At 58.7% G+C, this 26349-nt stretch carries 24 protein-coding genes and 1 tRNA gene; 15 read left to right on the top strand and 10 right to left on the bottom strand.

Annotated features, from left to right (window positions below; genetic code table 11):
* Nucleotides 1-6 precede the first annotated feature (6 nt).
* The 7 genes from HMPREF2932_RS04225 (at nt 7) to der (ending at nt 6949) form a co-directional block, all read left to right on the top strand.
* Nucleotides 7-1119, top strand: a complete 1113-nt coding sequence (locus HMPREF2932_RS04225) for a hypothetical protein (protein WP_071409679.1) — start codon at nt 7-9, stop codon at nt 1117-1119.
* A gap of 185 nt (nt 1120-1304) precedes the next feature.
* Nucleotides 1305-2177 carry a ParA family protein gene (locus HMPREF2932_RS04220; RefSeq protein WP_046649257.1) on the top strand — a complete coding sequence of 291 codons (873 nt, stop codon included), beginning with the start codon at nt 1305-1307 and terminating at the stop codon, nt 2175-2177.
* Nucleotides 2178-2186: 9 nt separating this feature from the next.
* Complete coding sequence (locus HMPREF2932_RS04215) at nt 2187-2984, top strand: segregation and condensation protein A (RefSeq protein WP_046649234.1); 798 nt, start codon at nt 2187-2189, stop codon at nt 2982-2984.
* A gap of 16 nt (nt 2985-3000) precedes the next feature.
* On the top strand, nt 3001-3615 hold the full coding sequence (gene scpB, locus HMPREF2932_RS04210; RefSeq protein WP_049154960.1) for an SMC-Scp complex subunit ScpB: 615 nt from the start codon (nt 3001-3003) through the stop codon (nt 3613-3615).
* Between the two features lie 85 nt (nt 3616-3700).
* On the top strand, nt 3701-4618 hold the full coding sequence (locus tag HMPREF2932_RS04205) for a pseudouridine synthase (RefSeq protein ID WP_071409678.1): 918 nt from the start codon (nt 3701-3703) through the stop codon (nt 4616-4618).
* A complete protein-coding gene (cmk, locus tag HMPREF2932_RS04200) occupies nt 4618-5328 on the top strand; it encodes a (d)CMP kinase (protein WP_049154964.1) in 711 nt (236 codons plus the stop codon). The genes HMPREF2932_RS04205 and cmk overlap by 1 nt, the downstream gene beginning before the upstream one ends.
* Complete coding sequence (gene der, locus HMPREF2932_RS04195; RefSeq protein ID WP_049154965.1) at nt 5321-6949, top strand: ribosome biogenesis GTPase Der; 1629 nt, start codon at nt 5321-5323, stop codon at nt 6947-6949. Before cmk ends, der begins: the two co-directional genes overlap by 8 nt.
* A gap of 28 nt (nt 6950-6977) precedes the next feature.
* Here the strand turns inward: der and HMPREF2932_RS04190 are convergent, their stop codons facing one another.
* The 5 genes from HMPREF2932_RS04190 to HMPREF2932_RS04170 form a co-directional block, all read right to left on the bottom strand.
* Entirely contained in the window at nt 6978-7586 is a 609-nt protein-coding gene (locus HMPREF2932_RS04190; protein WP_070516234.1) for a response regulator transcription factor, read from the bottom strand.
* A gap of 2 nt (nt 7587-7588) precedes the next feature.
* Complete coding sequence (locus tag HMPREF2932_RS04185; RefSeq protein ID WP_070754488.1) at nt 7589-8695, bottom strand: sensor histidine kinase; 1107 nt, start codon at nt 8693-8695, stop codon at nt 7589-7591.
* Nucleotides 8695-9492: an ABC transporter permease gene (locus tag HMPREF2932_RS04180; RefSeq protein WP_070516231.1), complete on the bottom strand. Its 798-nt coding sequence runs from the start codon at nt 9490-9492 to the stop codon at nt 8695-8697. The genes HMPREF2932_RS04185 and HMPREF2932_RS04180 overlap by 1 nt, the downstream gene beginning before the upstream one ends.
* 12 nt (nt 9493-9504) lie before the next feature.
* Complete coding sequence (locus tag HMPREF2932_RS04175) at nt 9505-10443, bottom strand: ABC transporter ATP-binding protein (RefSeq protein WP_210397758.1); 939 nt, start codon at nt 10441-10443, stop codon at nt 9505-9507.
* An 87-nt stretch (nt 10444-10530) separates the two neighbouring features.
* Nucleotides 10531-11373, bottom strand: coding sequence for a class I SAM-dependent methyltransferase (locus HMPREF2932_RS04170; protein WP_071409677.1), 843 nt, complete (start codon nt 11371-11373; stop codon nt 10531-10533).
* 316 nt (nt 11374-11689) lie between these two features.
* Here HMPREF2932_RS04170 and HMPREF2932_RS04165 point away from each other — a divergent pair, with 316 nt between their 5' ends.
* On the top strand, nt 11690-12472 hold the full coding sequence (locus HMPREF2932_RS04165; protein WP_141756284.1) for a CE1 family esterase: 783 nt from the start codon (nt 11690-11692) through the stop codon (nt 12470-12472).
* A gap of 10 nt (nt 12473-12482) precedes the next feature.
* Here HMPREF2932_RS04165 and HMPREF2932_RS04160 read toward each other — a convergent pair whose 3' ends face one another.
* Nucleotides 12483-13601 carry a site-specific DNA-methyltransferase gene (locus tag HMPREF2932_RS04160; protein ID WP_232751623.1) on the bottom strand — a complete coding sequence of 373 codons (1119 nt, stop codon included), beginning with the start codon at nt 13599-13601 and terminating at the stop codon, nt 12483-12485.
* 663 nt (nt 13602-14264) lie between these two features.
* Between HMPREF2932_RS04160 and HMPREF2932_RS04155 the strand changes: the two genes are divergently transcribed.
* The 3 genes from HMPREF2932_RS04155 (at nt 14265) to HMPREF2932_RS04145 (ending at nt 18001) form a co-directional block, all read left to right on the top strand.
* A complete protein-coding gene (locus HMPREF2932_RS04155; protein ID WP_070510775.1) occupies nt 14265-14471 on the top strand; it encodes an antitoxin in 207 nt (68 codons plus the stop codon).
* Between the two features lie 250 nt (nt 14472-14721).
* Complete coding sequence (locus HMPREF2932_RS04150; RefSeq protein ID WP_071409676.1) at nt 14722-16131, top strand: TetR/AcrR family transcriptional regulator; 1410 nt, start codon at nt 14722-14724, stop codon at nt 16129-16131.
* A 367-nt stretch (nt 16132-16498) separates the two neighbouring features.
* The gene (locus HMPREF2932_RS04145; protein ID WP_071409675.1) at nt 16499-18001 is read left to right on the top strand and encodes a collagen-like protein; all 1503 of its coding nucleotides are present in this window, start codon (nt 16499-16501) and stop codon (nt 17999-18001) included.
* 77 nt (nt 18002-18078) lie between these two features.
* Here HMPREF2932_RS04145 and HMPREF2932_RS04140 read toward each other — a convergent pair whose 3' ends face one another.
* From HMPREF2932_RS04140 to HMPREF2932_RS04125, 4 genes are all read right to left on the bottom strand, one after another.
* Complete coding sequence (locus tag HMPREF2932_RS04140; protein WP_070516225.1) at nt 18079-19686, bottom strand: cation:proton antiporter family protein; 1608 nt, start codon at nt 19684-19686, stop codon at nt 18079-18081.
* A 246-nt stretch (nt 19687-19932) separates the two neighbouring features.
* Nucleotides 19933-20006: transfer RNA gene (locus tag HMPREF2932_RS04135), tRNA-Pro, on the bottom strand.
* Nucleotides 20007-20094: 88 nt separating this feature from the next.
* On the bottom strand, nt 20095-20493 hold the full coding sequence (locus tag HMPREF2932_RS04130; RefSeq protein ID WP_070681404.1) for a YchJ family protein: 399 nt from the start codon (nt 20491-20493) through the stop codon (nt 20095-20097).
* 7 nt (nt 20494-20500) lie between these two features.
* Nucleotides 20501-21679, bottom strand: coding sequence for a bifunctional alpha/beta hydrolase/OsmC family protein (locus HMPREF2932_RS04125; protein ID WP_070681401.1), 1179 nt, complete (start codon nt 21677-21679; stop codon nt 20501-20503).
* 96 nt (nt 21680-21775) lie between these two features.
* Between HMPREF2932_RS04125 and secA2 the strand changes: the two genes are divergently transcribed.
* The 4 genes from secA2 (at nt 21776) to HMPREF2932_RS04105 (ending at nt 26109) form a co-directional block, all read left to right on the top strand.
* Complete coding sequence (gene secA2, locus HMPREF2932_RS04120) at nt 21776-24067, top strand: accessory Sec system translocase SecA2 (protein ID WP_071409683.1); 2292 nt, start codon at nt 21776-21778, stop codon at nt 24065-24067.
* An 86-nt stretch (nt 24068-24153) separates the two neighbouring features.
* On the top strand, nt 24154-24585 hold the full coding sequence (odhI, locus tag HMPREF2932_RS04115; RefSeq protein ID WP_010186533.1) for an oxoglutarate dehydrogenase inhibitor Odhl: 432 nt from the start codon (nt 24154-24156) through the stop codon (nt 24583-24585).
* A 119-nt stretch (nt 24586-24704) separates the two neighbouring features.
* Complete coding sequence (locus HMPREF2932_RS04110; protein ID WP_046649387.1) at nt 24705-25451, top strand: transcriptional regulator FtsR; 747 nt, start codon at nt 24705-24707, stop codon at nt 25449-25451.
* A gap of 61 nt (nt 25452-25512) precedes the next feature.
* The gene (locus HMPREF2932_RS04105) at nt 25513-26109 is read left to right on the top strand and encodes a bifunctional nuclease domain-containing protein (RefSeq protein WP_071409682.1); all 597 of its coding nucleotides are present in this window, start codon (nt 25513-25515) and stop codon (nt 26107-26109) included.
* Nucleotides 26110-26349 lie beyond the last annotated feature (240 nt).

The raw sequence follows: 26349 nt of genomic DNA, 5'->3' as shown, positions 1-26349 counted from the left end.
ATTTCTATGACTTCATCTGCTCGCGCTTCCCGGACCTTTCGCGGGGCTGCGATTGCTCTCGCGCTCACCGTATTTCCACTTGCCGGTGTTGCGGCCAACCCGGTGAGCGCGAAGGGCGGGATCCCCGGGCTCGGCGCGGCAGTTGCCCATGCTCAGGATGCCACCATCCCCGTGCCGGCTGGACAAACCACGACGGTTTCCCTGCCGGTGCCTGTCGACGTCTCCGTGGCTGCCGATGGGTGGAATGTGAGCGCCTCAGGTGGCACTGCTACGGTGACGGCCCCGCCAGCAGGTGGACAGATTACCGTTCCGGTGACCTATCAGGGCGTGACCATGACCATCGTGCTCGTTGCTGACGCCGATGTCACCGCCGAGGAACTCAACGACGCTGCCGAAAGCGTCGATCCGGGGCGCCTTGGTGGTGGCCAGCCGGGGCCGGAGGACGCAGAGAACCAACAAGGTAACGACGCAGAGAACCAACAAGGTAACGAAGAACTGGGTGGAAACGGCGACGTCACAGACGATGCAAGCGATGGCGGAGCGGCGACCGGTGCGGATAGTTCCAGCACCGGCCACGCGCAACCGCACCGTACGGGCCGTGGCTGGGAAGGCGTGGATGATTCCCACACGTCCTATGTCAACCTAGAATCCACCATCGAAGGCCAGACCATTCACGCCAAGCTAGGTTTGAAACAAGCGCTGGACCTTTATAACCGCTTCAAGCATCTTGAGGATGAAGGCGTCACGCTGCGTTATCTCAACGCGGAAGGGGAGTTCATCGAGGGCGTGAAACGCGACATTGATAAGGGCTCGCGCACCATGACCCTGACCTACCCAGAGGGCATGGAACCCGACAACCCCTTCATCATGCAGTTCATCAACGAGGACACCCAGTCGGCAGAGCTGGTGGTGACACTCACAGACCCAACCCGAGAGAACACCACCGACGTGCCTCCAGAGCAGCAGCTTGACAGCGACAGCGCCACGACAGCTAGCGAAGAATCAGGCACTGATACGGGCCTTGGCGCCGGCGCGGTGATAGCGGGGATTGCGGCACTCGGCATCATCGCATTGGTCGCTGGGTTCGCACTCCGTCGGTTCCGTTCGAACCGGAAGTAAAAGCTCTCGTCGTCTAGCTTCCAGGCTTTATGTGGCGGCTTTTGCTGGCTATAATCGCGATGCGGGTGCTCAAGGGGGTACCCTATAATCACAAGGATGTAAGAGTGCGGCGCCGGTGAGTGCCGCAGGGCTAACGCGAAGATGGCCTAACTAGAGCCGTACAGGTCAAGGAAGCAGGTGTGACTGTGAGCGACGAGGGACTGTTTGAGGCCTCCGAAACACAGGTCGGGTTGACCGGCCGGCCACTGCGGGAGCTTCCGGAACCAGAGCCATTGGAAAAGCATGGTCCCGCCACGATTATCTCCATGTGCAACCAGAAAGGTGGCGTGGGGAAAACCACGTCCACGATCAATATGGGAGCATGCTTGGCGGAGTTGGGGCGTAAAGTCCTCCTCGTTGACTTGGACCCGCAGGGCGCTCTGTCCGCCGGATTGGGTCTGACTCATGACCAGATTCAGGACACCATCTATGACGTCATGCTCGATAGTGAGGTCTCGGTGCATTCTGCCATCGTTCACACCGGCGTGGCGGGGCTCGACCTGGTTCCGGCCAACATTGATCTTTCCGCCGCAGAGATTCAGATGGTCAACGAGGTGGGCCGCGAGCACACCTTGGCTCGAGCGCTGCGCCCGGTACGCAAGGACTATGACTTCATCATCATCGACTGCCAGCCTTCCCTGGGCCTGCTTACGGTCAATGCGCTGGCCTGTTCGCAAGGCGTCATTATCCCGATGGAATGCGAGTTCTTCTCCCTGCGCGGCCTCGCGCTGTTGACCGACACCGTGGAGAAGGTTGCTGACCGCATCAATTTCGACCTGGAGATCATGGGCATTCTGGTCACCATGTTTGACCGTCGCACCCGCCACGCCCGCGAAGTCATGGACCGGGTAGTCGAGTACTTCGGGGATAAGGTCTTTGACACGGTGATTACGCGGACCGTGCGTTTCCCAGAGACCTCGGTAGCCGGTGAACCGATTACCACCTGGGCACCGAGCTCGCAGGCTGCCAAGCAATACCGCGACCTAGCTAAAGAGGTCATTGAGCGGGCCAACGGCTAGCCGCCTATTATGACCCAACCGGAGATCACCGGCTTTCGCATCGCGCTGGGCAATTTTGAGGGTCCGTTCGATCTGCTGCTCCAGCTCATTCAAGCGAAAAAGTTAGATGTCACCGAGGTGGCGCTGTCTGAAGTCACCGATGAGTTCGTGGCCTATACCCGAGCGTTGGGGGAGACCGCGGACCTGGACGAGACGACGGAATTTCTGCTCATCGCCGCTACGCTTTTGGATTTGAAGGCGGCGCGTCTATTGCCGCGCGGCGAGGTCGATGACCTTGAGGACCTCGAGCTCCTGGAGACCCGAGATCTGCTTTTCGCGCGGTTGCTGCAGTATAAGGCTTATAAGCAGGTCGCTGACCAGTTTGCGCAGTGGCAGCGCGCCGCCCAGCGCCGCTATCCACGTGCGGTGGCGATGGAGGAGCGCTTCAGCGAGCTTCTTCCACCTGTCAAACTTGGACACACCCCAGCCACGTTCGCGGAACTCGCCGCCGGGGTATTCCGCCCCAAGCCTCCCGAGGAAGTCGCGACCGGTCACATCCACCAAGTCGCCGTCTCTGTGCCGGAACAGGCTGGAAAAATCCTTACCACGCTCAAGCTGTTAGGCACAGGGCAGTGGATGAGCTTTGATGCGTTAACGCGAGACTGCACCATTTCCATGGAAGTGGTGGGCCGCTTCTTGGCATTGCTGGAGCTGTACAAAGCCAAGGCTGTGGATGCGTCTCAACCCGAATCCTTAGGCCCGTTGGAATTGTCGTGGACAGGGCTCGACGTGGATCCGGCCGTTGTTGCGGCGGCGAACTGGGATTAAGGTACGCTACCGACTCATGGAGGACACGTCACCCGCAGCACACAGTGAGGCCCCAGTGCCGAGCGCACCGGCGGCTCTTCCGCTCATCCCGCAATTGCGCTCACGCCTCGAATCGATCCTTCTGGTCATCGATTCACCCGCCAGCGCGGAAGAGTTGGCCCGCGTAGTAGATGCGGAGGTCTCCGTTGTCAGAGATATTTTGCGGGCAGTGGAGCGTGAGCTCACCGAGCGTGGCTCTGGCATTGACCTGCGTGAGACACCAGAAGGATGGCGTTTTTATACCCGCAAAGAAAATGCGGACGCCGTCGAGCAGTTCGTGCTTGATGGGACCCAAACCAAGCTTTCGCGCGCCGCACTGGAAACCCTCGCGGTCATCGCCTACCGCCAGCCGGTCACCCGCGCCCAAGTCGCTGGTGTTCGCGGTGTCAACGTCGATGGCGTTGTCCGCACGCTGCTTCTGCGCGGGCTCATCCGAGAGATCGAAAGCCCCGAGCCCACAGTCGGCAACGCACACCAGTATGAAACCACTGAGCTTTTCCTGGAGCTTCTGGGAATCGACTCCCTCGAGCGTCTTCCAGACCTCGCGCCGCTGCTGCCAGACATCGAGCAGATCGATGAGGACTACTCATAAAGGCCCACCGTGCGGTAGGATTGCGGCCGGACAACGGCGCGATTCCGCGCGCCGCAAATTGAAGAACTATTGAGAGGACACATCCGTGACTCCACCCGCTCGCCGCGATGGCACACCGGACAAGAAAAAGCGAGACAGCGACATGATTGTCTCGAACGCTAAGCCGGCCCGCCATCAGCACGTAAAGAAGAAGGCCACCGCCGATTCTGTCGCCCGCGACTTGGGCGCGGACTGGCTGGCAGACGGTAAAGCTAAGAAGAATTCCCAGAACCAAGGCGAACGCCTCCAGAAGGTGCTGGCCAAAGCCGGCGTTGCCTCCCGCCGCCATGCAGAGATCCTCATCGATGAGGGCCGCGTTGAGGTCAACGGCCAGGTCATCATCACCCAAGGCACCCGAGTTAACCCCAACACGGACGTGATCCGCGTCGATGGCACACGCATCAACGTCAACGAAGAAACTCAGTACTTCGTACTCAACAAGCCCCGCGGCATGCAGTCCACTATGTCGGATGACATGGGTCGTCCGTGCGTGGGCGATGTCGTAGCGGATCGGGTCGTGGCAGGCCAGCGCCTGTTTCACGTCGGGCGCCTCGATGCGGATACCGAGGGCCTTCTTTTGCTCACCAACGACGGTGAGCTGGCCAACCGCCTCATGCATCCTAAGTACGAGGTCACCAAGACCTACCTGGCCACCGTTTTGGGTGAGGCCGATAAGAGGCTGGTTCGCCAGCTGCGCGAGGGCGTTGAACTAGAAGACGGCCCGGCGAAGGCGGACTATGTGCAGATCGTGGACAAAAACCAGGGCTATTCGCTGGTGCGTCTTGAGCTGCACGAAGGCCGCAAGCACATCGTGCGCCGCATGCTGAAGGAGGCCGGCTTTCCGGTCCAGCGTCTTGTGCGCACCAAGCTCCACACCGTGCAGCTGGGCGATATGAAGCCCGGCTCCTTGCGCGCATTGAACTCCAACGAATTGACCAGCCTGTACAAGGCGGTGGGGATGTAATGATTTCAAACATGCCAAACCAGGGACTCGTTCTGGCCGTGGATGGCCCGTCGGGCACCGGGAAGTCCACGACCTGCCGCGCGTTGGCCAAGCGCCTCGACGCGAAGTATGTCGATACCGGCGCCATGTACCGCGTGGCTACCCTTGCCGTGCTGCGCGCGGGCGTGGACCCAGCGGATACCGACGCTGTCATCGCCGCAACCGCAAACCTGCCTCTGGAGGTCTCCGATGATCCGGATTCCACTCAGGTCATCTTTGCCGGCGAGGACGTCTCCCGCGTGATCCGCGAGGACGAGGTAACCCGCAACGTGTCGGCAGTATCTGCCATCCCGGAGGTACGCCAGAACCTCGTGGAGCTGCAGCGGAACCTTGCCGCGAAGGCACACCGTGCCATTGTGGAGGGTCGCGATATCGGCACCGTGGTGCTCGCTGACGCTCCCGCTAAGGCCTTCATGACGGCCAGCGCCGAGGTCCGCGCGCAGCGCCGCCACGATCAGAACCGTGCGGCGGGCATCGATTCGGATTTTGACACCGTGCTTGCCGACGTCGAGCGGCGCGACGCTGCGGACTCCTCCCGTGCCACCTCGCCGCTGCGCCCAGCCGAGGACGCCGTACTCGTGGATACCTCTGAGATGACCCCAGACGAGGTCCTCGATGCCCTCATCGCCGTCGTCGAAGAATCGGCCGCAAAGGAGGCCTCACATGACTAATGGACCGCAGAACCCAAACGTGAACCCCGAACAGCAGCCGGAAGAATTCGAGACGGAATTTCATTACCCGGTAGGCAAACTCGAGGAAGAGGTCGTGCGCGATCCGCACGGCGGGTGGGCGCAGAAGGATTTCGATTCTGAGGACTTCGACTATGAATTCGATGAGTCGGAATTCGACGACTCCGAGTTCGGCGAAGCCGATTTCGGCGAGGAAGAAGATATCGCTGAAGGTGAGAACCCGCTCAGCGAAGAAGAGTGGGAGGCGCTATCTCACGCCTTTGGCGTGGGCGAGGAGCACACGGAGGAAAACCTCTGCACAGTGGCCGTTGTCGGCCGCCCGAACGTGGGTAAGTCTTCCCTGGTGAACCGCTTCCTCGGGCGCCGCGAAGCGGTGGTGGAGGATCACCCGGGCGTAACGCGTGATCGCGTCTCCTACGTGGCGGACTGGAACGGCCAGCGCTTCTTCGTTCAGGACACCGGTGGCTGGGATCCGAACGTCAAGGGCATCCACGCCGCTATCGCGCGCCAGGCAGAACAGGCCATGGAGACTGCCGACGTTATCGTGTTTGTCGTGGACACCAAGGTGGGCATCACCGAAACCGATGCGGTCATGGCCCGAAAGCTGCAGCGCTCTGAGGTGCCCGTCATCCTCGTCTCCAACAAGTTTGACTCGGAGACGATGTACGCAGACATGGCCGAGTTCTACGCGCTGGGCTTGGGCGATCCGTGGCCGGTATCCGCCCAGCATGGCCGAGGCGGCGCCGACGTCTTGGATGAAATTCTGCGTTTGTTCCCGGAAGAGCCGCGCCATTCTTCGATTACCTCCGGGCCTCGCCGCGTGGCGCTGGTGGGCAAGCCGAATGTGGGCAAGTCCTCGCTTCTGAATAAGCTGACGGCGGAGGAGCGCTCCGTCGTGGACAATGCCGCCGGCACGACGGTCGACCCAGTTGACTCCTTGGTGCAGCTAGATCAGCGCCTGTGGAAGTTCATTGATACCGCGGGCCTGCGCAAGAAGGTTAAGAACGCGCAGGGCCATGAGTACTACGCTTCGCTGCGCACGCGCGGCGTGATTGATGCTGCCGAGGTATGCATCATGCTTATCGACGCCTCCCAGGAAGTCTCCGAGCAAGACCAGCGCGTCCTCAACATGATTCTGGAAGCCGGTAAGGCCCTGGTCATCGCCTTCAATAAGTGGGACCTTGTGGACGAGGATCGCCGCTACTACTTGGAGCGCGAAATCGATGAGAACCTGCGTCACCTGCCGTGGGTGACCCGCGTGAATATCTCTGCGGAGACTGGCCGCGCCCTGCAGAAGCTAGAGCCTGCCATGATTGAGGCTCTCGAGAGCTGGGACCAGCGCGTGTCTACTGGTCAGCTCAACAACTGGATGCGTGAGGCGATTGCTGCGAACCCGCCGCCGATGAACAACAACCGCCTCCCGCGCGTGCTGTTCGCTACCCAGGCCTCGACACAGCCGCCGACTATCGTGCTGTTTACTACCGGCTTTTTGGATGCGGGCTATCGCCGCTATTTGGAGCGCAAGTTCCGCGAGCGTTTCGGTTTCCATGGCTCGCCCGTGCGCATCGCGGTGCGCGTGCGCGAGCGCCGTCAACGCCGATAGCTAGTGTGGGCTGAGAGCACGCAAGCGTCTAGATCCAGCCGTTTGCCTCGGCGCGCCGCGCGGCCTCAAATCGGTTACTTGCCTGTGTCTTCGTCATAATGGCGGACACGTGGTTGCGCACCGTACCGCCACTGAGATGGAGGTGTGCTGCGATATCGGCGGAGCCGAGGCCGCGAACCAGTAGGCGGCACACCTCGACTTCCCGTTCGCTCAGCGGGTTGTCGGGAGTAAAGAGTATGTCCTGAGCAAGCTGCGGATCGATGACACGCAGACCCGAGTGGACGCGGCGGATGGCATCGGCGAGTTCCTCCGGGGGAGTGTCTTTGACGAGGAAGCCATCGACGCCCGCGTTGAGGGCGCGTTTGACGTAACCGGGACGGCCAAACGTGGTGACGATGAGGCTGCGGCAGTGAGTGCCGGCGATCGACTTTGCGGCATCGATACCGTTCATTCCAGGCATCTCAATGTCGAGTAGAGCGACGTCTACCTGATGCTCAGCAACGAGTGCGGCGACCTCGGCTCCGGTGGAACACTCGGCAACGACGTCGATGTCGGGTTCGGTACTCAGTAAAGCGGTGAGAGCGCCCCGGACAAGGGATTGGTCTTCGGCGATGAGTACGCGGATGTGTTCGCTCATAACTATCGCACCTGTTGAATCAGCCGGTGGCCGTCCAAGGCGAGGAGGACCGTGGTCACACCTTCGGCACGCTGAGTAATGACCTCGCCACCGACAGCTTCTGCACGGTGGCGAAGGCCGGCGAGACCCGTGAGGCCGTCGGCAAGCGCCTGCGTGGCATCCTCCGTGAATCCGTTGCCGTTGTCCGTGACCTGGAGGGAATCTTCAGTGAGAATCACCCAGCACTGCGTGGCACCCGAATGACGTACAACGTTGGTGGTGAGCTCGCGCAGTGCCCACGAGAACAGATCTTCATGAGCCCGTGGCTGGGTGAGAGTCTCAGGAAGGTGAGCTTGGATTCCGGCGGTTTCCAGAATGCGCCGCGCGGCTTGAATTTCGCCAGCAAAGGTGGGGTTCTTCATGCGAGTAACAGTGGAGCGGACCTCGGCAAGGGATAACCGAGACAGCGAACTAATCTCCTCGAGCTCGGCAGCGGCCTTGGTAGGGTCGCGGTCGATGAGCCGGCGGGCCACTTCGGCCTTGAGGTTGATAGCCGTGAGGGTATGGCCGAGGAGATCGTGAATATCTGAGGCAATGTCTTCTCGTTGCTGGGCCAGATCCAGGTCGTGGCGCAACGCTGTTTCGGTGTCTTCGCGCTGGGAGAGGGCACCGAGCGCCAAAATAAGGAGGGGCCACCCGAAGAGAATGATTGCGAGGTCAACGAAGCGCGGGCGATCGAACAACCAGACAGGGATACTAGCTAGGATTCCAGTGACCGTGATGATCACGGCTGCGATTTTGAGAGGCAAAGTGAAGGCTACCAAGGCCCCGAGGTAGGGCACGAAGACCACAATCCAGGCGCCGTGAGAAGGGACGGCGGCAAGCGCGATCAGCGCGAGAATAACCCACCGGATAGCTACTCGATGGTTATGGGACCACCCACGTGGATAGTCGTGCACCGTACCGAAAGAGACAAGGTAAGCAGCACAAAACACCGCGGTGATAATAACCGCCCAGGTTCGCTGGGCGGTGGAATAGCTGGGCTGGAGGAGGATCTGCAGCAGCACCGGTAGGAGAAAGATGAGCCAGACAGCGGCGAAAGCAGCGTCACGCGGTCTGAAGTTCCGCATCATGCTCGCTCCTTGTCGCGCTTGTGCAAAAGCAGGCATAGCCCGACGAACACCACCGTCCATACAGCGATATTAACGTATGCGTACCAGATCGGGTCCTCAATGAAGAGGCGTTCGCCATTGATCATCTGGGAGCCTTCAGAAAGAGGCCAACGGGCAAGCGCTTGCGCGCCATACATTGGGGTGAAGCGACCTACCTCCAACAGCGATTCCTTCAGCGGCATGAATACGTTCCCGGCAAACGCAAGTATGACGATGGTCGAGGTCGCTACGGAGACGGTGTTTTCCGAGGGAATGAGCATAGCGCAGGCCATGCCGTAGAAGCCGAAGGGAATGGCGCAGACAACAGTTATGAGAAAAGCTAGCGTCCACTGGTCCGGCTGCATGGACGCCTTTGTCAGCCCACCGGTAATGAAGACAGCGGCAATGGGCAGGATGGCACGAACCGAGATGTTGAGAAAGTTGGCAACGGCTAGCTGGGAAGACCGAAGGGGAGTCAACGCTAGTTGGCGGCCCCAACCCGCGCGATTCTCTGCGACCATAGATCCGGCTGCACCCACAGCGCCAGTGGCTCCTGCATAGAGCGCCATGCCGATCATGACCAGTGCGGCGACATTCCCACCGTTGAATTCGATGTCGCCGTACTCTTGCATCGCGCCAAAGAGGATATAGAAAATGATTGGCAGGCCGATGCTGAAAAAGAGCGTGGGCAGGTCTCGGCGCAGACGTTTAAGGTCGTGGGCCGCGTAGTTGAGGGTTGTCCCGAGCGTGGGAGTTACGGCATTGTTGATGCTCATCGTGGGGTCTCCTTATGGGGTAGTCGTGTCGGGGGAAGCGTTAGAGAGCTCCATAAAGGAGTCTTCGAGGCTATGGCCAGAAATTGTGATGTCCCGGGCCGTGGTTTCGGTGAGTAAGTAGCGAGCAAGTGCATCAGAGTCTCGGGTCGTGATGGACAGACCGGTGTCTGTGTGCTCTTGATACAGCACTCCTGGGAAAGACTCGGTCTCGAGGTTGTCCGGGATGCCGTTGGGGAAGCTGGCACGGATGGTACGGGTGGCGTTTGCATTGCGGATCTCCTCGGTAGATCCATCAGCTTGAATCTCGCCCCTGTTGAGCATGATGATGCGTTGGGCAAACGTATCGGCCTCTTCGAGATAGTGAGTGGTGAGAAGAATCGTTCGCCCAGCGCTTGCCTCCTCGTGCATGGCCTCCCAAAAATGACGGCGGGCGCCGGCGTCCATGCCTGCGGTTGGTTCGTCGAGAAGCAGCACTTCCGAATCTCCCAACAAGGCCAGCCCGAAGCGCAGACGTTGTTGCTCGCCGCCAGAGCACTTGCCCACCCGACGCGAGAGGATAGAGCCCAAGTTGGCGCGCTCGATGATCTCCTTATAGGGGCGGTGGACGGGAAACGCGGCACCGAGAAGCTCAAGGGTTTCCTTCACGGTTATCTCCGGTAATAAGCCGCCAGTTTGCATGACGGCACCGATACGCCCACTTTTAGAGGCATGAGATGGAGAGGCGCCAAGCACACTAATAGACCCTGAGGTTGGGGTGGTCAGTCCCAGGATGAGGTCAAGCAGTGTGGTCTTGCCGGCGCCATTGGTGCCTAAGAGGCCGACGATTTCACCTTGCTGAATGCTAAAAGAGACGTCGTGAAGCGCGCGCACAGGATTGCGGGAGGAGGCGTTGAAGGTTTTGCTTACACCGGTGACGTCGATTGCTGGTGGGGTGGTACGTGTCGTGCTCATACCTTCACGCTATGGCGCGAAGGGTTTCGCAGCGTAGACAGGGTGTCACGAATCCGGGATGACAGTTGTCATGGTTGACGGAGGTGGCTACTCACTTGAGCGCACCAGCACGAAAGCATCAGTTCGGTACGGAATACGCAGGACCTGGCCGGGATTAAAACCCATGTGCTCATTGAGATACCAGTTGAGGTTGTAGGTCATGCGCTCGTGGATTCTTTCCCCATTGCGAAGCCAATACGAGCGAGTATGCATTAGCTCATGCAGGTCCTCAGGGGTGAGCTCGTGTTCCCACGTAAGGCGCAGCTCCTCACGAAGCGACCACGGCGCGGTAAAGGATGGGTAAAAGCCGGGACGGTGGATATCACCGGAGTGCATGATGCGGGAAAGGCGCAGGATCCACGGGTCTGCATTGACGTCAAGGGTGTTCCATACCAAAAGGACCTTGCCACCCGGCCGAAGAATTCGGTCGAATTCTGCACATGCCTTGTCGACGTCGACCCAATGCCAGGTTTGCGCGCAGGTGAGGGCATCAAGGGAGGAGCTGGCGAGCGCTGTGTTCTCGGCGGTGGCGCGCCAGCACGGCACCCCGAGCCGGCGCAGGACACGCGTCATGTCGGGGGATGGATCGCTGGCATAGACGACGGAATTGGTCAGGGATTCAGTAAGTTTGCCGGTTCCTGCACCAACATCGAGAACTGTGTGCGCAGAAGCGATGAGCTGCGACACTTCGCGTGGGTAACCCGGGCGCACGTCATGGTAGGTCTCCGCGCCTTCGCTAAAAGCTTGCGCGGAATGCCTGCGTTGTTGGGCAGTGCCGAAGCTGGGCGCCTCCTTCCCCGAAGCCCGACGGTAGCTGGGGTAGTGCTCGGGCAGAGGGTGAGCGGGAGAGGCGCTGGAGGAAACAGATGGTTCGGAAGGCGAGGAGCACATGATGCTCTCAAATTTACCGTGGCGCTGCGGGTTCGTAGATGTCGGTGCGATGTTTTAAGGTGGACGAGGATTTATTGGCGCGCAGAAGTGAGAGTGGTGAGGGGGAACAATGGGTAAAACGTCTACAACATGGCCGCGCCCAGTGCACACGCTCGTCGGTCTAGCGGCCAGCGCTGTCTGCGCGCTAGCGTTGGCGTCGTGTGGAACATCCCAGGAAGCCCCGACATCCCCGACACCTGAAGCAGCATGGACAAATGATCTCGGTATCCCGGTAGCGCCCATGCTCGTCGGCCCTGAGCCGGGGCACACAAAGAAGATGAAGCTAGCCTCTGGGCGCAGTTTCCTACTTCACGTGCCTGAGAATTACACCCCGGAGCGCGCGTGGCCGGTGCTGCTTTCTTTCCACGGGTATACGGATTCGCCTGAGAATATGGAGAAGTACAGCCAGTTTGATGCTGCTGATGCCATCGTGGCTTACCCTGCTGGGGAGAAGGCGGCGTGGGCCCCAGCACCTTACGCAGTGACGAGCGCGGAAGAAGACCTCGACTTTGTGCGCACCATCGTGGATAGCCTGCGGGCCACTTATGAGGTGGACGACAATGCCATTTTCGCGGCTGGATTGTCTAATGGCGGAGGGTTTGCGGCCTTCTTGGCGTGCCGGATGCCAGGGACTTTTCGTTCAGTAGCTACCGTGTCAGCTGCATACTACGAAGGAATCCATACGGATTGCTCTGATCGTCCGGTAGGCCGTTTGGACATTCACGGAACTAAGGATCCCGTGGTCAACTATGAAGGCGGTGTGCGTCATGGCACGGCTTATTCTTCCGTTGCAGAGGTGCTCGGGCAGCATCAGAAACGCAACAAGTGCCGCGGCGACGTCGAGTCGGTGCGCCTCACAAACGGTGCGACCAGAGAGACGTGGACTGGGTGCCAGGCTCCGCTTCAGCACATCCGCATTGAGGGGGGATCTCACGTGTGGCCGGGTGGTAACAACTCCACGAAAATTGAGGTGGGCGAAGGCTTCGCCACCGATGCGGTGCTAGATTTCTTCGGAATCCCTGGCAGGCCCGAAGGCACAGAAGAGCATAATGTGGCCTAGAGCCGGGCTATCACCTCAAGGTGAAATGCGCACAAGGAGTATCGAGGGAGCGAACCCGCGCTAGACAGATATCCGCGACCGTTTCAAAACCCGCGTGGCGCGCGGCACTAGACGGCTCGGTGGGGTGGGGTATTTGGACCAAGTGGAATGAGCGTTGACCGTTATCCTCGCGGTTGAGCTCAACGACGGCTTGGGCAGTGGTTCCTGAGCCTGCAAAGAAATCAAGGACTACCGCGTCCGTGCCGCCGGTGATGGACAGTAGATGCTTGATGAGGCGCACAGGTTTGGGGAAGTCGAAGACTCCCGTGACACCAAGTGCTTCTTCGGCGTCACGACGGCCTGTTCGGGTTACCCCAAAACGCTCTCCATCGAGAATGGAACGGGGACGCGCACCCTTCTTTTCGTAGTTCTTGGTGTAGACAAAGCCGCGTCGAAAGACCAGCTCCTCATAATGCTCAGCGACCTTGTCTTTACCCCAACGCCACCGCGCGACGCCCGACTTGCCCTCCGGCTGGTGCGGCCAATATTCGTGGCCATTGGGGCCAACGATGGGAAAGTCGAGGCTTGGTAAGTATCCCAAGGTCTTAGAATCCAACCGCACGAGTGAATAATTCCCTTTCTCATCGCTGTGGTTATAGCGGGTTGAAGTGTGCGCTTCCAAGTCCAGGTTGAATCCGGCATTTGAAGGTGACTTGGCATAGCAAAGGATGTACTCGTGCTCGAGAACCGCATATTTGGAATCATTCTTCCCGGTCCCGCCCTTCTTCCAAATGAATTGCCCGGCGAAGCAGTCCTCACCGAAAACCTCGTTGAGTAGTAGGCGCAGGTGAGCGCTTTCTGACTCACCGATGGACACGATGATGAAGCCGGTATCGGCGAGCACCTCACGAGCCAGGATCAAGCGTGGCAACATCATAGAAAGCCACTCGGCATGCCACTGTCCAAAGTGCTCTGAGCGCATCTCTCGGCGTTGACGGAAATTATCGCGGTAGACAAAATCCTTGCCGGTGTTATAGGGCGGATCAATGTAGATGATGTCCGCTCTCATCCCCTGTGCAATGAAATCCTTTAAGGCGTCGAGATTATCTGCCACCGTCACGCTGTTGGGGGCCGAATGAGGACCGCTCATCAGTGTTCTTGTTCGAGTGGCCTTCTTCGTGGCCTGCGCCGCAGCCTGTTCCTTACCCGGCCACACAAGGCCAAAAACTGATCCGCCTTGTGGGACTGAAGGAATGTGTAGCTCAGAGGAAGACAGCTCTTCAGAGTGCCGGGCAGCGGATTGGTGTGCGGAATGAGAATGAAAGGAAGGCATTGTGGTGCGCCGAGGTTTCGACTTCGATCTTTAAAGGTAAGTGAGCGGTCAATGACGTTGTGCAGTACGTGCCGCGCGACGCGGCAAGAATGAGCACATGTGAATTGTGTCCCAGAGTACAAGGGTTCACAAATGAGAGAGTGGCGGCACGCACCAAGTTGTTGAACGAAAAGGGGTAACCGGAGGGGGTAGACTTTAAGAGCGATTCTGAGAACTCTCAGTGTGTGAAAGTCTTCCTTTAACTCGTGCTCTAGATGTATAACGATTTATAACGTTTGTGGCGAAGAGCACGGCGAGTCGGTACGGTGGGGTGACGTGATGGCGCTCAGCTTGAATGTGCCGACCATGGTGCGCGTGCCTGTCGCTCGGGGAGTCGGCTAACGCCTCCCACTGTCGCTGGCATTGCGCAGTATCCGGCACACTCGGGCCGTGAGGGTCACCACTGTTAGGACAGCATTTACTTAAGGAAGGAACAAAGTAATGGGTATTTTTGACAAGGCAAAGGATGCTCTGAACTCCGATAAGGGCGAGCAGATTTCGGATAGCGCACTGGATAAGGGTGCAGATCTTGCTAAGGGCAAGCTGGGCGAGGATAAGGCGGATAAGATTGACTCCGCTCGCGACCAGCTCGATGAGCGCATTGGCAACCAGGGCGCTGAGGCTCCTCAGGGGGATGAGCAGAAGTAAAGCGATTGTCGCGCTTGGTTCCGAGCCACATCAAGGTTCCGGCATTGTGCGACACGTAGCCTGAACGCTCAGGGGTCCCGTCCGCATAGCGGGCGGGACTGTATAAGTTTTACAGCAACGTATACTTTGAATTTGGGGTGACGGGGTGGATTGTCTTACAGTGCGGGCGAAAGCTTAAGAAAACCTGTGCATATTCCTATCCTTTGTTTATGGGCCTAAAAGTGATTGTTTCCTAGGTAAGCTGAATTCTGTGATTACTTCAGTAGGTGTGGAACAAGGTAACCAACCCTCGCGCCAGCTCCTTATTGAGCAGGCCGGCCGTGTTATTGCCAAAGCGGGCATTGATGAGGTGCGCCTCCGGGAGGTGGCCGATCAAGTGGATGTTCCGCTAGCGGAAGCCCAAGAGCTCTTTGCCTCTGAAGCTGAGCTTGTAAAGGAAACCAAGCGCACCCTGAACGAGGCGCTTACCTCACTCGTTGATCTGCATCTCCAGCGTTTGCCTGAGAATGCGACGGCCGTGGATAAGCTTCGCGCCACGGCGCTGGCGTATTTCTCCTTCGCAGTGGAGGATCCTTCTGCCTTTGCGGCATTTTCTGCGGTTCACGCTACTCCTCGGGTAGGCGTTACCGCAGAGGACTTTGTTAATCCTGATGGGGATGTCGAAAAATGTCCTATCATGCAGATTCTTTTTGAGTTGACCGAGGAGGCTATCAAGGAATCTGGCGGAGTGGATCCCGATGTTGATGGGACTTTGTTGTCGGCGCTGTCGATTTTTTCCCACCTACACGGCGTGACGCAACTGGCAGCTGAAGGAATCCTGCGTTACCTGTCGCCGGCAGCGAAAAAACAGACATTCGGCGCTGTTATGGACACCCTGAGCGTCGGCCTCTACCCATTCTTTAGGGGAGAGCGCGTCGAGCGCACTATTCCTTATGGCTTGGTGGGAGAGCAGCCGGAAGCGTTGGTAGCAAAGGCCAAGGATTACCCACGGGGAACCGAGGATGAACAGCGTACGGCGTTGCTGCGTGGTGCTATTGAGGAGGCGCTTGACCACGGCGTTACCGGTCTTCATATCGGTGGTGCTGCGAAGCGGGCGGGCCTTAGTGTGCAGGAAGCTGAGCATCTGATTGAAAGCGATCAAGAGCTGGCCAGCTTCCTTGAGCGGTATTTGGACAAGGTCAACTATGAGTTCATTTTCCGGCAGGTAGCTGCGCTTCCGGAAGACGCTAAAGCAATGTCCAAGATTAAGGCCACCGGGTACGGCTACGTCTCGCATGCGTTGGCTGATCCGATGGGCTTTGAAGCTCTCATCAAGATCGCGTCCGGGCCGATTGTTCCCATGTCCTTCGAGGACGACTTTTTGCCGAACGCGAACAAAGCGGTTGAGCTCCAACGTGACTTTAGCGAATTTGGACGGGCTTTTGGCTTCATTATGTCTCTCATGCGTGAGGCAATCGATGAAGTTGACGGGCCGCGCACCCCGTGGGTTCTTTTCACCTTGGTAATTTCCGTGTGGGCGGGCGCTCATGGTCTAGCCATGCTGAGTACCAAGGGTCCCTTGCGTGGATTTGATTCAGACTATATTTTCGAGATTCTCACTCACTACATGGACATTGAATTTGGTGGCATCATGCGCAGTCTTAGTGGAACGACTGACTAATGCAGCAACGTAACTGAGGATTGCCTCTTGGCGCGTCATCGTCGCCGTTTCTCTACCCGCTTTCTTAATGAGAAAGCGGGTAGTTCTTTCTATTGGCACCTGGGGAGGGCCGGGGTGTCGGCGGCTAAACTCGGCGTCTATCCGCAAGTTACCCGTTGGTGATGGGGGTAAGATAATCGTATTGTCAACGATGTTGACGCTGTGAACTGCACTGATGCTGAACTGGGGGTTTCCAAACGGGGGTAACGAATAGTTCCTCAAATGTAGAAAATATATTTCGACGGTTGTATGGTGACCACGTCCGAACCTTAAGCACTTAGCTCACTGTGTTAAGTGTGTGCTCATCAACTTGCAAGAAAGACTTCGCATGCGTTCCCTACACTCTCGCATCGTTGCCACCGCAGTGGCCGTAGCAACCTTTTCTTCCGTTATTGTCGCCCCGCAGACCTTCGCCGTTGAGGAGCCGAGCGATACGTCTTTTGTCCACGAACAGTCCGGCGCTGACACTGTCGACGTCAATGGCACCGCCTTCGACGCAGACGGCAACCTGATCGATTCAAACAACGCTGGCGACAACACCATCGAGGAGTTGGAGCGTGAATCCCGAGACAACGACTTTGGCTTCTACGGCGCGGAAACCGGCAAGCCAAAGACACGCGATGAGCTGGAAACCGCCGAGGCATCGACGGCTGACGCGACTATCAAGGTCGTAGAGAAGAACGGCAAATTGGTGTGTGAGATCACCGATGCCCCAGGTAAAGAAGGCGAGATTCTCGAGCGCAAGCTGGACCTTGCACGGGCTTTCTACGACGGTGGAAACAAGCTGCTCCAGACGGTGTGGGAAGTAATCCCAGTCGTCGGTGAACTTGTGCCTTCTGACTTCATCAAGAAGATTGGCGCAAGCTCGTGGGAGGGAATTGCCAAACTTGTTCGTGATGGTGAGGCAGACAAGGACGTCACCTGGGATCTCGCACGCGCGCAAGGCATGGCCATCGCCAAGATTGATAACACTGATGCAGAGGTGGACTTAAAGAATCCAGATGCCGCCAAGAAGACCGTTTCTGGCCTCATCAAGTTTGCTGACGGTGCTTTTGGCACTGGTGTGGCCACCGTTCTGAAGATCTTCAATGCCGCTGTCACCATTGCAGGTCTTTTCCCAGGTGCCAGCGCTGCCAAGGATTTGAAATTGAGCGAGACCCAGCAAAAGGAGATCGAGTCTACGCTCTCAGGCATTTCGGCTTCCGCTTCTGCGCTCGCGGAGATTAACGCACCGGCAGGCCAGAAGTGTGCGGATATGCTCAATGGCAAGAAGGTAAGCAACGACAAGCCCGCTTCTCCTTCGACGTCTAATACCACTGAGCCTTCAGAATCCCCCGAGTCTTCTGAGCCGTCTAGCTCAGTAACGCCGAGCCCTTCTGAGACCACCGAGCCCGAGGAATCGGAGTCTGAGACGCCTACGACTACCGAACCCTCGACTTCTACCACCGACGGTGCTGCGGCTCAGGACGGCAAAGACGGTAAGGACGGTAAACCAGGCCGCGATGGAAAAGACGGTAAGGATGGTATCGACGGCAAGGATGGCCGCGACGGTGCCAACGGTGCACCGGGCGCACCCGGCCGCGATGGCGTCGATGGCCAGGACGGGCGCGACGGTCTTAACGGTCTAAATGGCCGCGACGGCGCTGACGGGAAGGATGGCAAAGACGGTCAAGACGGAAAGGACGTCGATTCCTCCTCCATGGCTGGCTACACATTCCTCGCAGCTATCCTCGGTGGCGGTCTCGTCGTTTCTATTCTGGGCGCGATGGATTACCTCTACCTTTTGGGCTACCTGCCCAAGGAGGGGATCCCGTGGCGTGCTAACAGCTAAGCTCCCATTGGACGCTGAGTCCGGACACAGGAGCCGGTCTCAGCAGGGAGCGGGCTGGATGCCGCGGAGGACGTTTTCTAAAGCTCGCCCTCGTTGCGCAAGTGCCGTAGCTGATTCTCCGTAAAAGTTCGCTCCGCTAGGGATTCGCCGGCACCGTCCTGCAAGTGCACAACGACACTGAGCCCGAGCTCCTGCAGGTCCTCGACGTCTTCACGGTACATGGCCACCGAACTGATGGTGCATTCTTCGGTATTGATGCGGGAAGCGTAGATTTCCTTGACGGCGTCTACGTTCGCGTGCTGGGCCGGCATGGCGAGCATAATCATATCGATCTGGTGGCTGTCCTTGACGCGCTCCCAGAAGTCGATATCTGTTGCATCGCCCTCCACGACGTTGTAGCCACTCTCTTGGAGATGGCGAACTCGTGCTGGATCGTGTTCCACTCCCAAAACATTGGCGCCGTAGACGTCGACGAGCTCCTTGTAACAGGAAAGGCCGAGCCGTCCTACGCCGAGGACGAGCGCATGGGCGTCGCCAAGCTCGATGGGGCGATCCTCCGGGTGAATCTTGTGCGGTGGGCGGGCCGGCAGTCGCTTGGCTAGGTGTGTAGCTCGCGAGACGTTTTGTGGGTTGAGGATTGCCGAGATGACAAAGCTCAACGAAACAGCGAGCACGAGTGACAGCAGCCAGCGCTGGTTGAGCCAGCCGTCCTGTACTCCCACAGCGGCAATGATAAGGGCGAACTCAGAGTAATTCGCCAGCAACAGGGAAGCAAGGACAGAAGTGCGGTTGCGCAGTCCCAACATCCACAGGATTGCCCAGTAAGCGAGGCCCTGGATGGGCAAAAGCAGCAGGAGCAACCCGGCGTCGACGATGTTGTGCCACGTTGGTAGGCCCAGGAAACCGATGTTGACGAAAAAGCCAACCAGCAGCAGTTCTTTGAGGGTAAACAGTGAATGGCTGAGCTGTTCTGCGCCAGGGGAGCGGGAGAGCACCACGCCCATGATGAGCGCGCCGAGGCTTCCGGAGAGGCCGACCCACTCGAAGAGAGCATAACCAGGCAGCAGCGCCATGACGATGCCAAAGAGCGCGCCCAGCTCACCGTGCCCGAGCTTGTACCAGCGGCGAGTAGTCAGCGCTAGCAGCGGGACGATGAGGACAAGCAACACGGCCGCTAAGCTTGGCGGCTCTCCCCGCAGGATGCTCATGAAGACGACAGCGATGATGTCCTGCATGATGAGGACGCCGATGCAGATATTGCCGTAGAGGGCTTGTTCATCGCCGCGGTCTTGCAAGATTTTGACGACCACGATGGTGCTGGAAAAACTCAGCACGAGGGCGACGTTGACCGCTATCGAAAAACTGGTCGGACCGAATGCGCCGAGTGCGCCGAGAGCCGTGATAAAACCCATGCCGAGGAGGGTCATCACGAGCACGTGGGCGGTGGCGGTAAGCCAGACAGCCTTGTCGGTCAAGGCCCTCAGATCGAGGCGCAACCCGATTGCAAAAAGCATCAGCGTGACACCGATGTCGGCGAAAAGATCTAACGCTTCAACGTGCTCGATACCCCCGGCATTGAGCGCGAAGCCAGCGACGAGAAACCCGATGAGAGGCGGCAATCGCACCGCCCACGCAACGAGGCCGCAGCCAAACACCACTGCGAGGTAGATCAATAACAATTCCATGGATTGTAATAGTGCCCTAACCCGAGCTTTGGCCAGAGTTTGAAACACTATCTACCCCATGAGGGTGAGAAACATGGAGTGGCCTTGCTTGGCGATACATGTCGTTCACGGTAAATAAGCGCTAAAAAATTGAATTATTTGAACTCTATTTACCGTGGGCGTAGTAACCCAAGGCTTAAGCCTTAACCCGTCGACTCGTTCCAAAAGAAAAGGCTGGTCAGAGTTTTCTGACCAGCCTAAATTTTGTCGGACTAACAGGATTTGAACCTGCGACCCCTACACCCCCAGTGTAGTGCGCTACCAAACTGCGCCATAGTCCGCCGCCGCACCATTAGGTGCAACTGCTACAGATTACACCAGCGGTATTCGCTTCGACAAATCCCAGTTCAACCTTTGTTTTAGCGGCAGCTAAAACTCTCCGGCGGAATAGACCCACTGCCCGTTTTGGCGGTGGAAAGAGGAGCGCTCTCGCTGCGAGCCCTTCGCGGCCCCCTTGTAAAAGGCTTCGAATTCAACGATGCCGGTCTGGTCCAAGGGGCCGCCGGCGACGGTGTCGATAATGTCGAGGCGGTAGAAGCGGATCCCAGTATCCGCTAGATCGAGGCGCTCGGGGCGGGTTTCGGGGTCCCAGGTACGCAGCAAATAATCCTCGTCGCCGGCGACGAAAGCGCTGAAACGCGAGCGCATCAGGGTCTCCGCTGAGGGGGCGGGTGTGCCGGCATGGTAGCGCGAGCAGCACTCGCCGAAGCTTAGGCCGGTACCGCAGGGACAGCGGGCGGCAGGGTCAAGTGGGTTAAGAACAACCATGGGCGGCTTATTCTGCAGTGGTTGCCACGGTGGTGGCGATGTCCACAGCGAGGAGGGAATCGATGGTGGTGGAAGCGGCGGCGTCGGCAAGCGCGCGTTGTTGATCGGCGCTCAGAAAGCCAGGAAGCGTCACCGTACGTGTGAAACGAGATTCGGATTCTTGGTTAACCCTGACAGATACCGCTTCGAGCACCTTCGCGTCGATTTTCTGCGCCTTGCCTGCTTCTTTGATGGCCTGAGTGCTTGCCGTAGCCACTGCAGACATAAGAAGGCCTTCCGCGGTGAAACCTTGGCCTTTGCCGCCGTTCTTTTTCGTGCGGTCAGCGCTCACCGATCGGTCATTGTGGTGCACGACGACGCCCATCCTGGTTCCAACTGCCGGAATTGCAAGCGCGGAGTCCTCAGCAACTGGGGTGGGAATGTTCTCCGGAACAATAAACTGCTCCGCCCAAGCCCCGATGAGGTCGGCGGCACGGGCTGCCGCGCCCTGCTTAGTCACCAGGTGATCGGCCTTATCCAAGGCGACGAGGGACTTGGGATAGCGCGTGGTCCGGAAAATGTTTTGTGCGTTATCAATGCCCACCGTTTGATCAATGGGGGAATGCAGCACCATGAGGGGCTTGCGCAGGCGCGGAAGATAGTCCTCCGGGTTGGTCTCAGCAAGGTCTTCGAGGAAGAGGCGCGAAATGATCAGCGCCCGGCCGCCAAGGGTGACCTCGACTTCACCGTTGGCGTCGACCTCGCCGATCTTGTCGGCGTAGTGCAGCACGGAGTGTGCAGGATCGAAGGGGGCGCCGATGGTGGCCACGGCCTTGAGGGAGCGAATGTTGTTGGCCGCGGCCAGAGCGGCAGCCCCGCCCAGTGAATGGCCCATGAGTAGCTGTGGTGCGGAATAGTTGTGTGCTAGCCAGTCGGCAGCAGCCTGGATATCGGCAACATTCTGGCTAAAGCAGGTGTCCGCGAAATTTCCTTCGGATTGGCCTAGGCCAGGAAAATCAAAGCGTAGGGTAGCGATGTCAAAGTTAGTCAGCTGCTTGCTCACACGAGCGGCGCCGGGGGTATGGCGCGAACCGGCAAAGCAGTGCGCGAAGATGGCGAAGGCTTGCGGAGGGGAGTCAGGGAAGTCGATGGTTCCGGCCATCGCGGTACCGGTGCTGGAGGGGAGCGACACGTTCACGGATTGCATGTCCGTAAGGATATAAGGGCGAACGCACGCTTGCGAACCGGGGTTGACTAGAGTCGATAGAAGACCTGTATGACGCACAAGGATGGAGGAGTGCTCATGGGCGCATTCGATTGGTTCTGGAAGGCAATGGGCGCGCAGTCCGAACGCAACAACAAGAAGTCGAAAGCCGTTGTGACGGCCGCAGATTCCGCGGTGGAGGATATCGCGAACCTGTCGGATGCTGACGTTGCCGCCACTGCGCGCGCTTGCGTGAAAGACGGGGGAATTGCAGATAAGTCTCGTTTCCTCGCGGCATTGGCCGTGGCGAGCGAACGCAAGCTTGGCATGCGCCCGTTTACTGTTCAGTCCCAGGCTGTGCTCCGACTTTTAGAAGGAGACGTCATCCAAATGGCCACCGGCGAGGGAAAGACGCTGGTGGGTGCCATGGCTGCGACTGGTTTCGCGCTCACCGGCAAGCGCGTGCACCTGGTGACGGTTAATAATTATCTAGCGGCGCGTGACGCCGAATGGATGCGCCCACTCGTGGAGTTCTTTGGACTCACGGTGGCTTCCGTGACGGAGAAAATGGGGCCGGAAGAGCGACGCGGAGCTTACCTTTCCGACATCATTTATGCGCCGGTTAATGAGCTCGGTTTCGATGTGCTACGGGATAACCAGATCACCTCCCGGGAGCAGACGGTGCAGGCGCGCGCGGACGTGGCGTTGGTAGATGAGGCGGACTCTGTGCTTGTCGACGAAGCCCTCGTCCCCCTCGTCCTCGCCGGAAATCGCCCCGGTGAGGAATCTACGGGCCACATCACCAACGTGGTCTCGCGTTTGCGCGAGGAGCAGGACTATGTCATTGCAGAGGACGGCCGCACGGTGGCGCTCACCGATGATGGTGCGGCGCGAGTCGAGCGGGAATTGGGTATTGACTCGCTGTATTCGGAAGAGAATATCGGCTCCGTACTGGTGAAGGTCAACCTGGCGCTACACGCGAAGGCGCTGCTCATCCGTGACATTCACTACATCATCACGGACGGAAAGCTGCAGCTTATCGACGCCTCCCGCGGCCGCGTGGCCGAGCTACAACGCTGGCCGGATGGACTCCAAGCAGCGGTGGAGGCCAAAGAAGGCCTGGAGGTATCAGAAGGTGGGCGCATCCTCGACACCATTACGCTGCAGGAGCTCATGCGTCGCTATCCCTTGGTCTGTGGCATGACGGGCACCGCGGTGGAGGCCACCGACCAGTTGCGACAGTTTTATGACCTGCACGTCTCGGTCATCGACCGCAACAAGGAACTGCAGCGCTTCGATGAAGCAGACCGCATCTACGCGTCTGTGGACGAAAAATCGCGCGCCATCGTCAACGAGATCGTTGCGATCAACAGCACGGGTCAGCCGGTCCTCGTTGGTACCCACGATGTCGCGGAGTCCGAGGACCTCGCTGCAGCTTTGCGTGAGCGCGGCATTACTGTCAACGTCCTCAACGCTAAGAACGACGAGGACGAAGCACGCATCGTCGCGGAGGCAGGCGACGTGGGGCGCGTGACCGTTTCAACGCAGATGGCGGGCCGCGGCACCGATATCAAGCTGGGCGGCGCGGACGAAGCTGACCGCGACGCGGTCGTCGAGAAGGGCGGTTTGGCAGTACTTGGCACCTCGCGGCACCGTTCCTCGCGGTTGGACAACCAGCTCCGTGGCCGTGCTGGGCGCCAAGGAGATCCGGGCATGTCACTCTTCTTCGTTTCCTTGGAGGATGACGTGGTCCAGCAGGGCGGGGAAGACGAGTCTTTGTCCGCGCGGCCGGATGCCGATGGCCTCATTGAATCCAAGCGAGTCCGAGACTTCATCGCACACTGCCAGCGGGTGACGGAGGGTCAGTTGCTGGAGATTCACGCGCAGACGTGGAAGTACAACCAGCTGCTGGCGGATCAGCGCATCATTATCGATGAGCGCCGCGCCAAGCTGCTCGACACTGATCAAGCCTGGCAGGAGCTCGCTGAGCGAGCGCCCGAACGCGCCGCCGAGCTTAGCGACGTCCCCGTGGATGCCCGTGAGCGCGCTGCCCGCGAGATCATGCTCTACCACCTCGACTTGGCGTGGGCCGACCACTTGGAGCTGATGGATGACGTGCGTGAATCCATTCACTTGCGTGCCATTGCTCGCGAGACACCTATCGATGAATACCACCGCATCGCGGTACGCGAATTCAAGGATTTGGCGCAGCGCGCGGTTGATGATGCCGTCGATACTTTTAAGACCGTGCTTATTGATGCCGATGGTGCGCACCTAGAGGATCATGGACTGTCCCGCCCGAGTGCCACCTGGACTTATATGGTTTCCGATAATCCATTGTCTGGCGGGGGAAATTCCGTGCTCAAAGGCATAGGAAACATTTTCCGTTAATGTATTTGTGGAGAGGCGACTCGCGCGCGCAGCGGAGTCGCTAATATGGAATGAGTCAACATCGATCCGACCCTTCGGAGGTAAAAATGAGCGAGAATACCGGAACGCCGGAACCGCAGGCAGAGACTACTTCTGTCTTCCGCGCTGATCTTCTTAAGGAGATGGAAAACGGCACCGCGGCGGGTTCCGACGCCTCCGTTGCTGGTGCTGAGAACCTGGCTGAAGGCCAGGCCCTGCTCGTCGTGAAGCGAGGCCCGAATGCCGGCGCGCGCTTCTTGCTTGATCAGCCGACCACCACCGCCGGCCGCCACCCGGAAGCAGATATCTTCCTCGATGACGTCACCGTCTCCCGCCGTCACGCAGAATTCCGCGCCAAGGATGGCCAGTTCGAGGTCGTGGACGTCGGATCGCTCAATGGCACCTACGTCAACCGCGAGCCGCGCAATGCGCAGGTACTGGAAGTCGGCGACGAAATCCAGATTGGTAAGTTCCGCCTCGTCTTCATCGCCCCCAAATAGGGCAGTACCCGTCAGCAAGGACGAAGCGGGGGGTGCGAGGGGAGCAGCCGGTCTTGCTTCCTCACTGTGCCTGCCCTTTGTCAAAGTGAATCCGCGTAGAAAGCAGTAGTAGTCCCATCGTGAGCGCTCAGAAGTCCACCGCAGCTGCAGCAACAGCATCTTCGGCGGCCAAGAAGACCAAGCAAAAGCCCATGTCTATTGGCGTAACGCTGAAGCACGTGCAGAAGCAGTTCCCGGACGTGACGGTGTCGAAGATTCGCTTTTTGGAATCTGAGGGTCTGATTACTCCGGAACGCACCGCGAAGGGCTACCGCCGCTACTACCAGAAGGATCTTGACCGCCTGCGCTACATTCTGACCGCGCAGCGCGACCACTACACGCCGCTCAAGGTTATTCGCGAGCAGCTGGAGGCGATGGATTCGGGTCAAGTAACCGCCATTGTCTCTTCCCAAGCCGAGGCACTGATCAGTGCCGAGCAGCTGCGAGCACCAGTGGTGACCAGGCTTACCGACGCCGACGTGGCCGACCAAGCCGGGACCACGCAAGAAAACATTGCGGAGCTGGTCTCGGTGGGGCTCATTAAGCCGGATCCGGCGGGATTCTTTGACACGGATGACGTGTCTATTGTGTCGGCGGCTGTTGCTTTAGAGTCTTTCGGCTTTGAGGCACGGCAATTGAAGTCGCTGCGCAATGCCGCCCGCCGGCAGGCAGACATGATTTCGCAGGTGGCTTCACCGGTGGCGCATTCGAAGTCTGATACGGCCCCGCAACAGGCGGAGGAGCTGTCACAGCAGATGGCGGCGCTTGTTTTGTCCCTTCATGGAACGTTGGTCAAGACTGAGCTGCGGGACGAGTTCCGCCCTTAGCGGAATAGAGGGCTGTTCTGTCAATCGCCACGCGTGAGGAAAGTGTGGAAAAGTGGGTGCCATGACTGCAGAAGTAGTGAAGTTTTTAGGAATCCACCCCGTCGGCCCCGAGAATAACCTGTGTGCCCTCTTCTACTGGGAAGAGGCAGACCGGCACGTGCCTGTGTGGGTCTCGCCCATTGATGGAGCCCGCGTTCTCCAGGTGCTGGAGCGCCATTACAACGCGCGGCCTAGTACCTATGAACTCTTGATTGCCTTCGCTGACCAGCTCGACGGGATCGAGCATATTTGTGTCTCCGAGTACCATAAGGGAGCTTTCATGGTCGACGTGGTCGACGGAACAGGTGAGGAGCACGACGCCCGCATCTGTGACGCCCTCGTCCTTGCAGATCACTACGGGGTGCCCGTCCGCTTTGAGAAGGAAGTGCTCGAGGAGGTCGCTATTTACATTAGCGATGAAGATCTCAAGGAATACTACGGTCTCGAACGCGAAGCTAAGTCCCCAGAGACCTTCCCGGAGAAGAGGTCGCGCGATTTTCAAGAGTTGGCGGCTCGGCAGAAAGCCCAAGAAGACGATGACTTCGAGCAGCTCATGCGTGACTCCGGAATTTCCGAAGAAGATTTGCTTGGGGGCGACTCGCCGGAAGATGAGGACTAGCGCCCGCGCGCTCAGCTGAGCTTCGTACGTAGAAGGCGGCGGTCGGCTCGACATACTCACCAGCGCTCCATGTTAGACACAGCGGCACTATTTCTGGGTGCCGCTTTTACTTGTTATCAGCGAATTTTTTAACCTGACTTGGCTCACGGTTAGGTGATGAAGGTCACCCTTGACATTGTGGCCTGGAGGTTTGGTGTTGTGGCGGTTATTTTTTCGGCACTAAGCGGGTATCGGCGGGGG

It is taken from the genome of Corynebacterium sp. HMSC074H12 (assembly GCF_001813755.1).
In the GTDB taxonomy this organism is placed as follows: Bacteria; Actinomycetota; Actinomycetes; order Mycobacteriales; family Mycobacteriaceae; genus Corynebacterium; species Corynebacterium hiratae.
The sequence above is the reverse complement of the archived record's forward strand: the minus strand, read 5'-3'. Positions and strand labels throughout refer to the sequence as shown.

Excerpts from the sequence above, each read along its gene's own strand:
- der (WP_049154965.1), top strand. The coding sequence starts at position 5,321 with ATGACTAATGGACCGCAGAACCCAAACGTGAACCCCGAACAGCAGCCG.
- HMPREF2932_RS04125 (WP_070681401.1), bottom strand. The coding sequence starts at position 21,679 with ATGCAATCCGTGAACGTGTCGCTCCCCTCCAGCACCGGTACCGCGATG.
- HMPREF2932_RS04170 (WP_071409677.1), bottom strand. The coding sequence starts at position 11,373 with ATGTGCTCCTCGCCTTCCGAACCATCTGTTTCCTCCAGCGCCTCTCCC.
- odhI (WP_010186533.1), top strand. The coding sequence starts at position 24,154 with ATGAGCGAGAATACCGGAACGCCGGAACCGCAGGCAGAGACTACTTCT.
- HMPREF2932_RS04225 (WP_071409679.1), top strand. The coding sequence starts at position 7 with ATGACTTCATCTGCTCGCGCTTCCCGGACCTTTCGCGGGGCTGCGATT.
- HMPREF2932_RS04215 (WP_046649234.1), top strand. The coding sequence starts at position 2,187 with ATGACCCAACCGGAGATCACCGGCTTTCGCATCGCGCTGGGCAATTTT.
- HMPREF2932_RS04160 (WP_232751623.1), bottom strand. The coding sequence starts at position 13,601 with ATGAGCGGTCCTCATTCGGCCCCCAACAGCGTGACGGTGGCAGATAAT.
- scpB (WP_049154960.1), top strand. The coding sequence starts at position 3,001 with ATGGAGGACACGTCACCCGCAGCACACAGTGAGGCCCCAGTGCCGAGC.
- secA2 (WP_071409683.1), top strand. The coding sequence starts at position 21,776 with ATGGGCGCATTCGATTGGTTCTGGAAGGCAATGGGCGCGCAGTCCGAA.
- HMPREF2932_RS04165 (WP_141756284.1), top strand. The coding sequence starts at position 11,690 with ATGAAGCTAGCCTCTGGGCGCAGTTTCCTACTTCACGTGCCTGAGAAT.
- HMPREF2932_RS04175 (WP_210397758.1), bottom strand. The coding sequence starts at position 10,443 with ATGAGCACGACACGTACCACCCCACCAGCAATCGACGTCACCGGTGTA.
- HMPREF2932_RS04155 (WP_070510775.1), top strand. The coding sequence starts at position 14,265 with ATGGGTATTTTTGACAAGGCAAAGGATGCTCTGAACTCCGATAAGGGC.
- HMPREF2932_RS04190 (WP_070516234.1), bottom strand. The coding sequence starts at position 7,586 with ATGAGCGAACACATCCGCGTACTCATCGCCGAAGACCAATCCCTTGTC.
- HMPREF2932_RS04180 (WP_070516231.1), bottom strand. The coding sequence starts at position 9,492 with ATGAGCATCAACAATGCCGTAACTCCCACGCTCGGGACAACCCTCAAC.
- HMPREF2932_RS04130 (WP_070681404.1), bottom strand. The coding sequence starts at position 20,493 with ATGGTTGTTCTTAACCCACTTGACCCTGCCGCCCGCTGTCCCTGCGGT.
- cmk (WP_049154964.1), top strand. The coding sequence starts at position 4,618 with ATGATTTCAAACATGCCAAACCAGGGACTCGTTCTGGCCGTGGATGGC.
- HMPREF2932_RS04105 (WP_071409682.1), top strand. The coding sequence starts at position 25,513 with ATGACTGCAGAAGTAGTGAAGTTTTTAGGAATCCACCCCGTCGGCCCC.
- HMPREF2932_RS04145 (WP_071409675.1), top strand. The coding sequence starts at position 16,499 with ATGCGTTCCCTACACTCTCGCATCGTTGCCACCGCAGTGGCCGTAGCA.
- HMPREF2932_RS04140 (WP_070516225.1), bottom strand. The coding sequence starts at position 19,686 with ATGGAATTGTTATTGATCTACCTCGCAGTGGTGTTTGGCTGCGGCCTC.
- HMPREF2932_RS04185 (WP_070754488.1), bottom strand. The coding sequence starts at position 8,695 with ATGCGGAACTTCAGACCGCGTGACGCTGCTTTCGCCGCTGTCTGGCTC.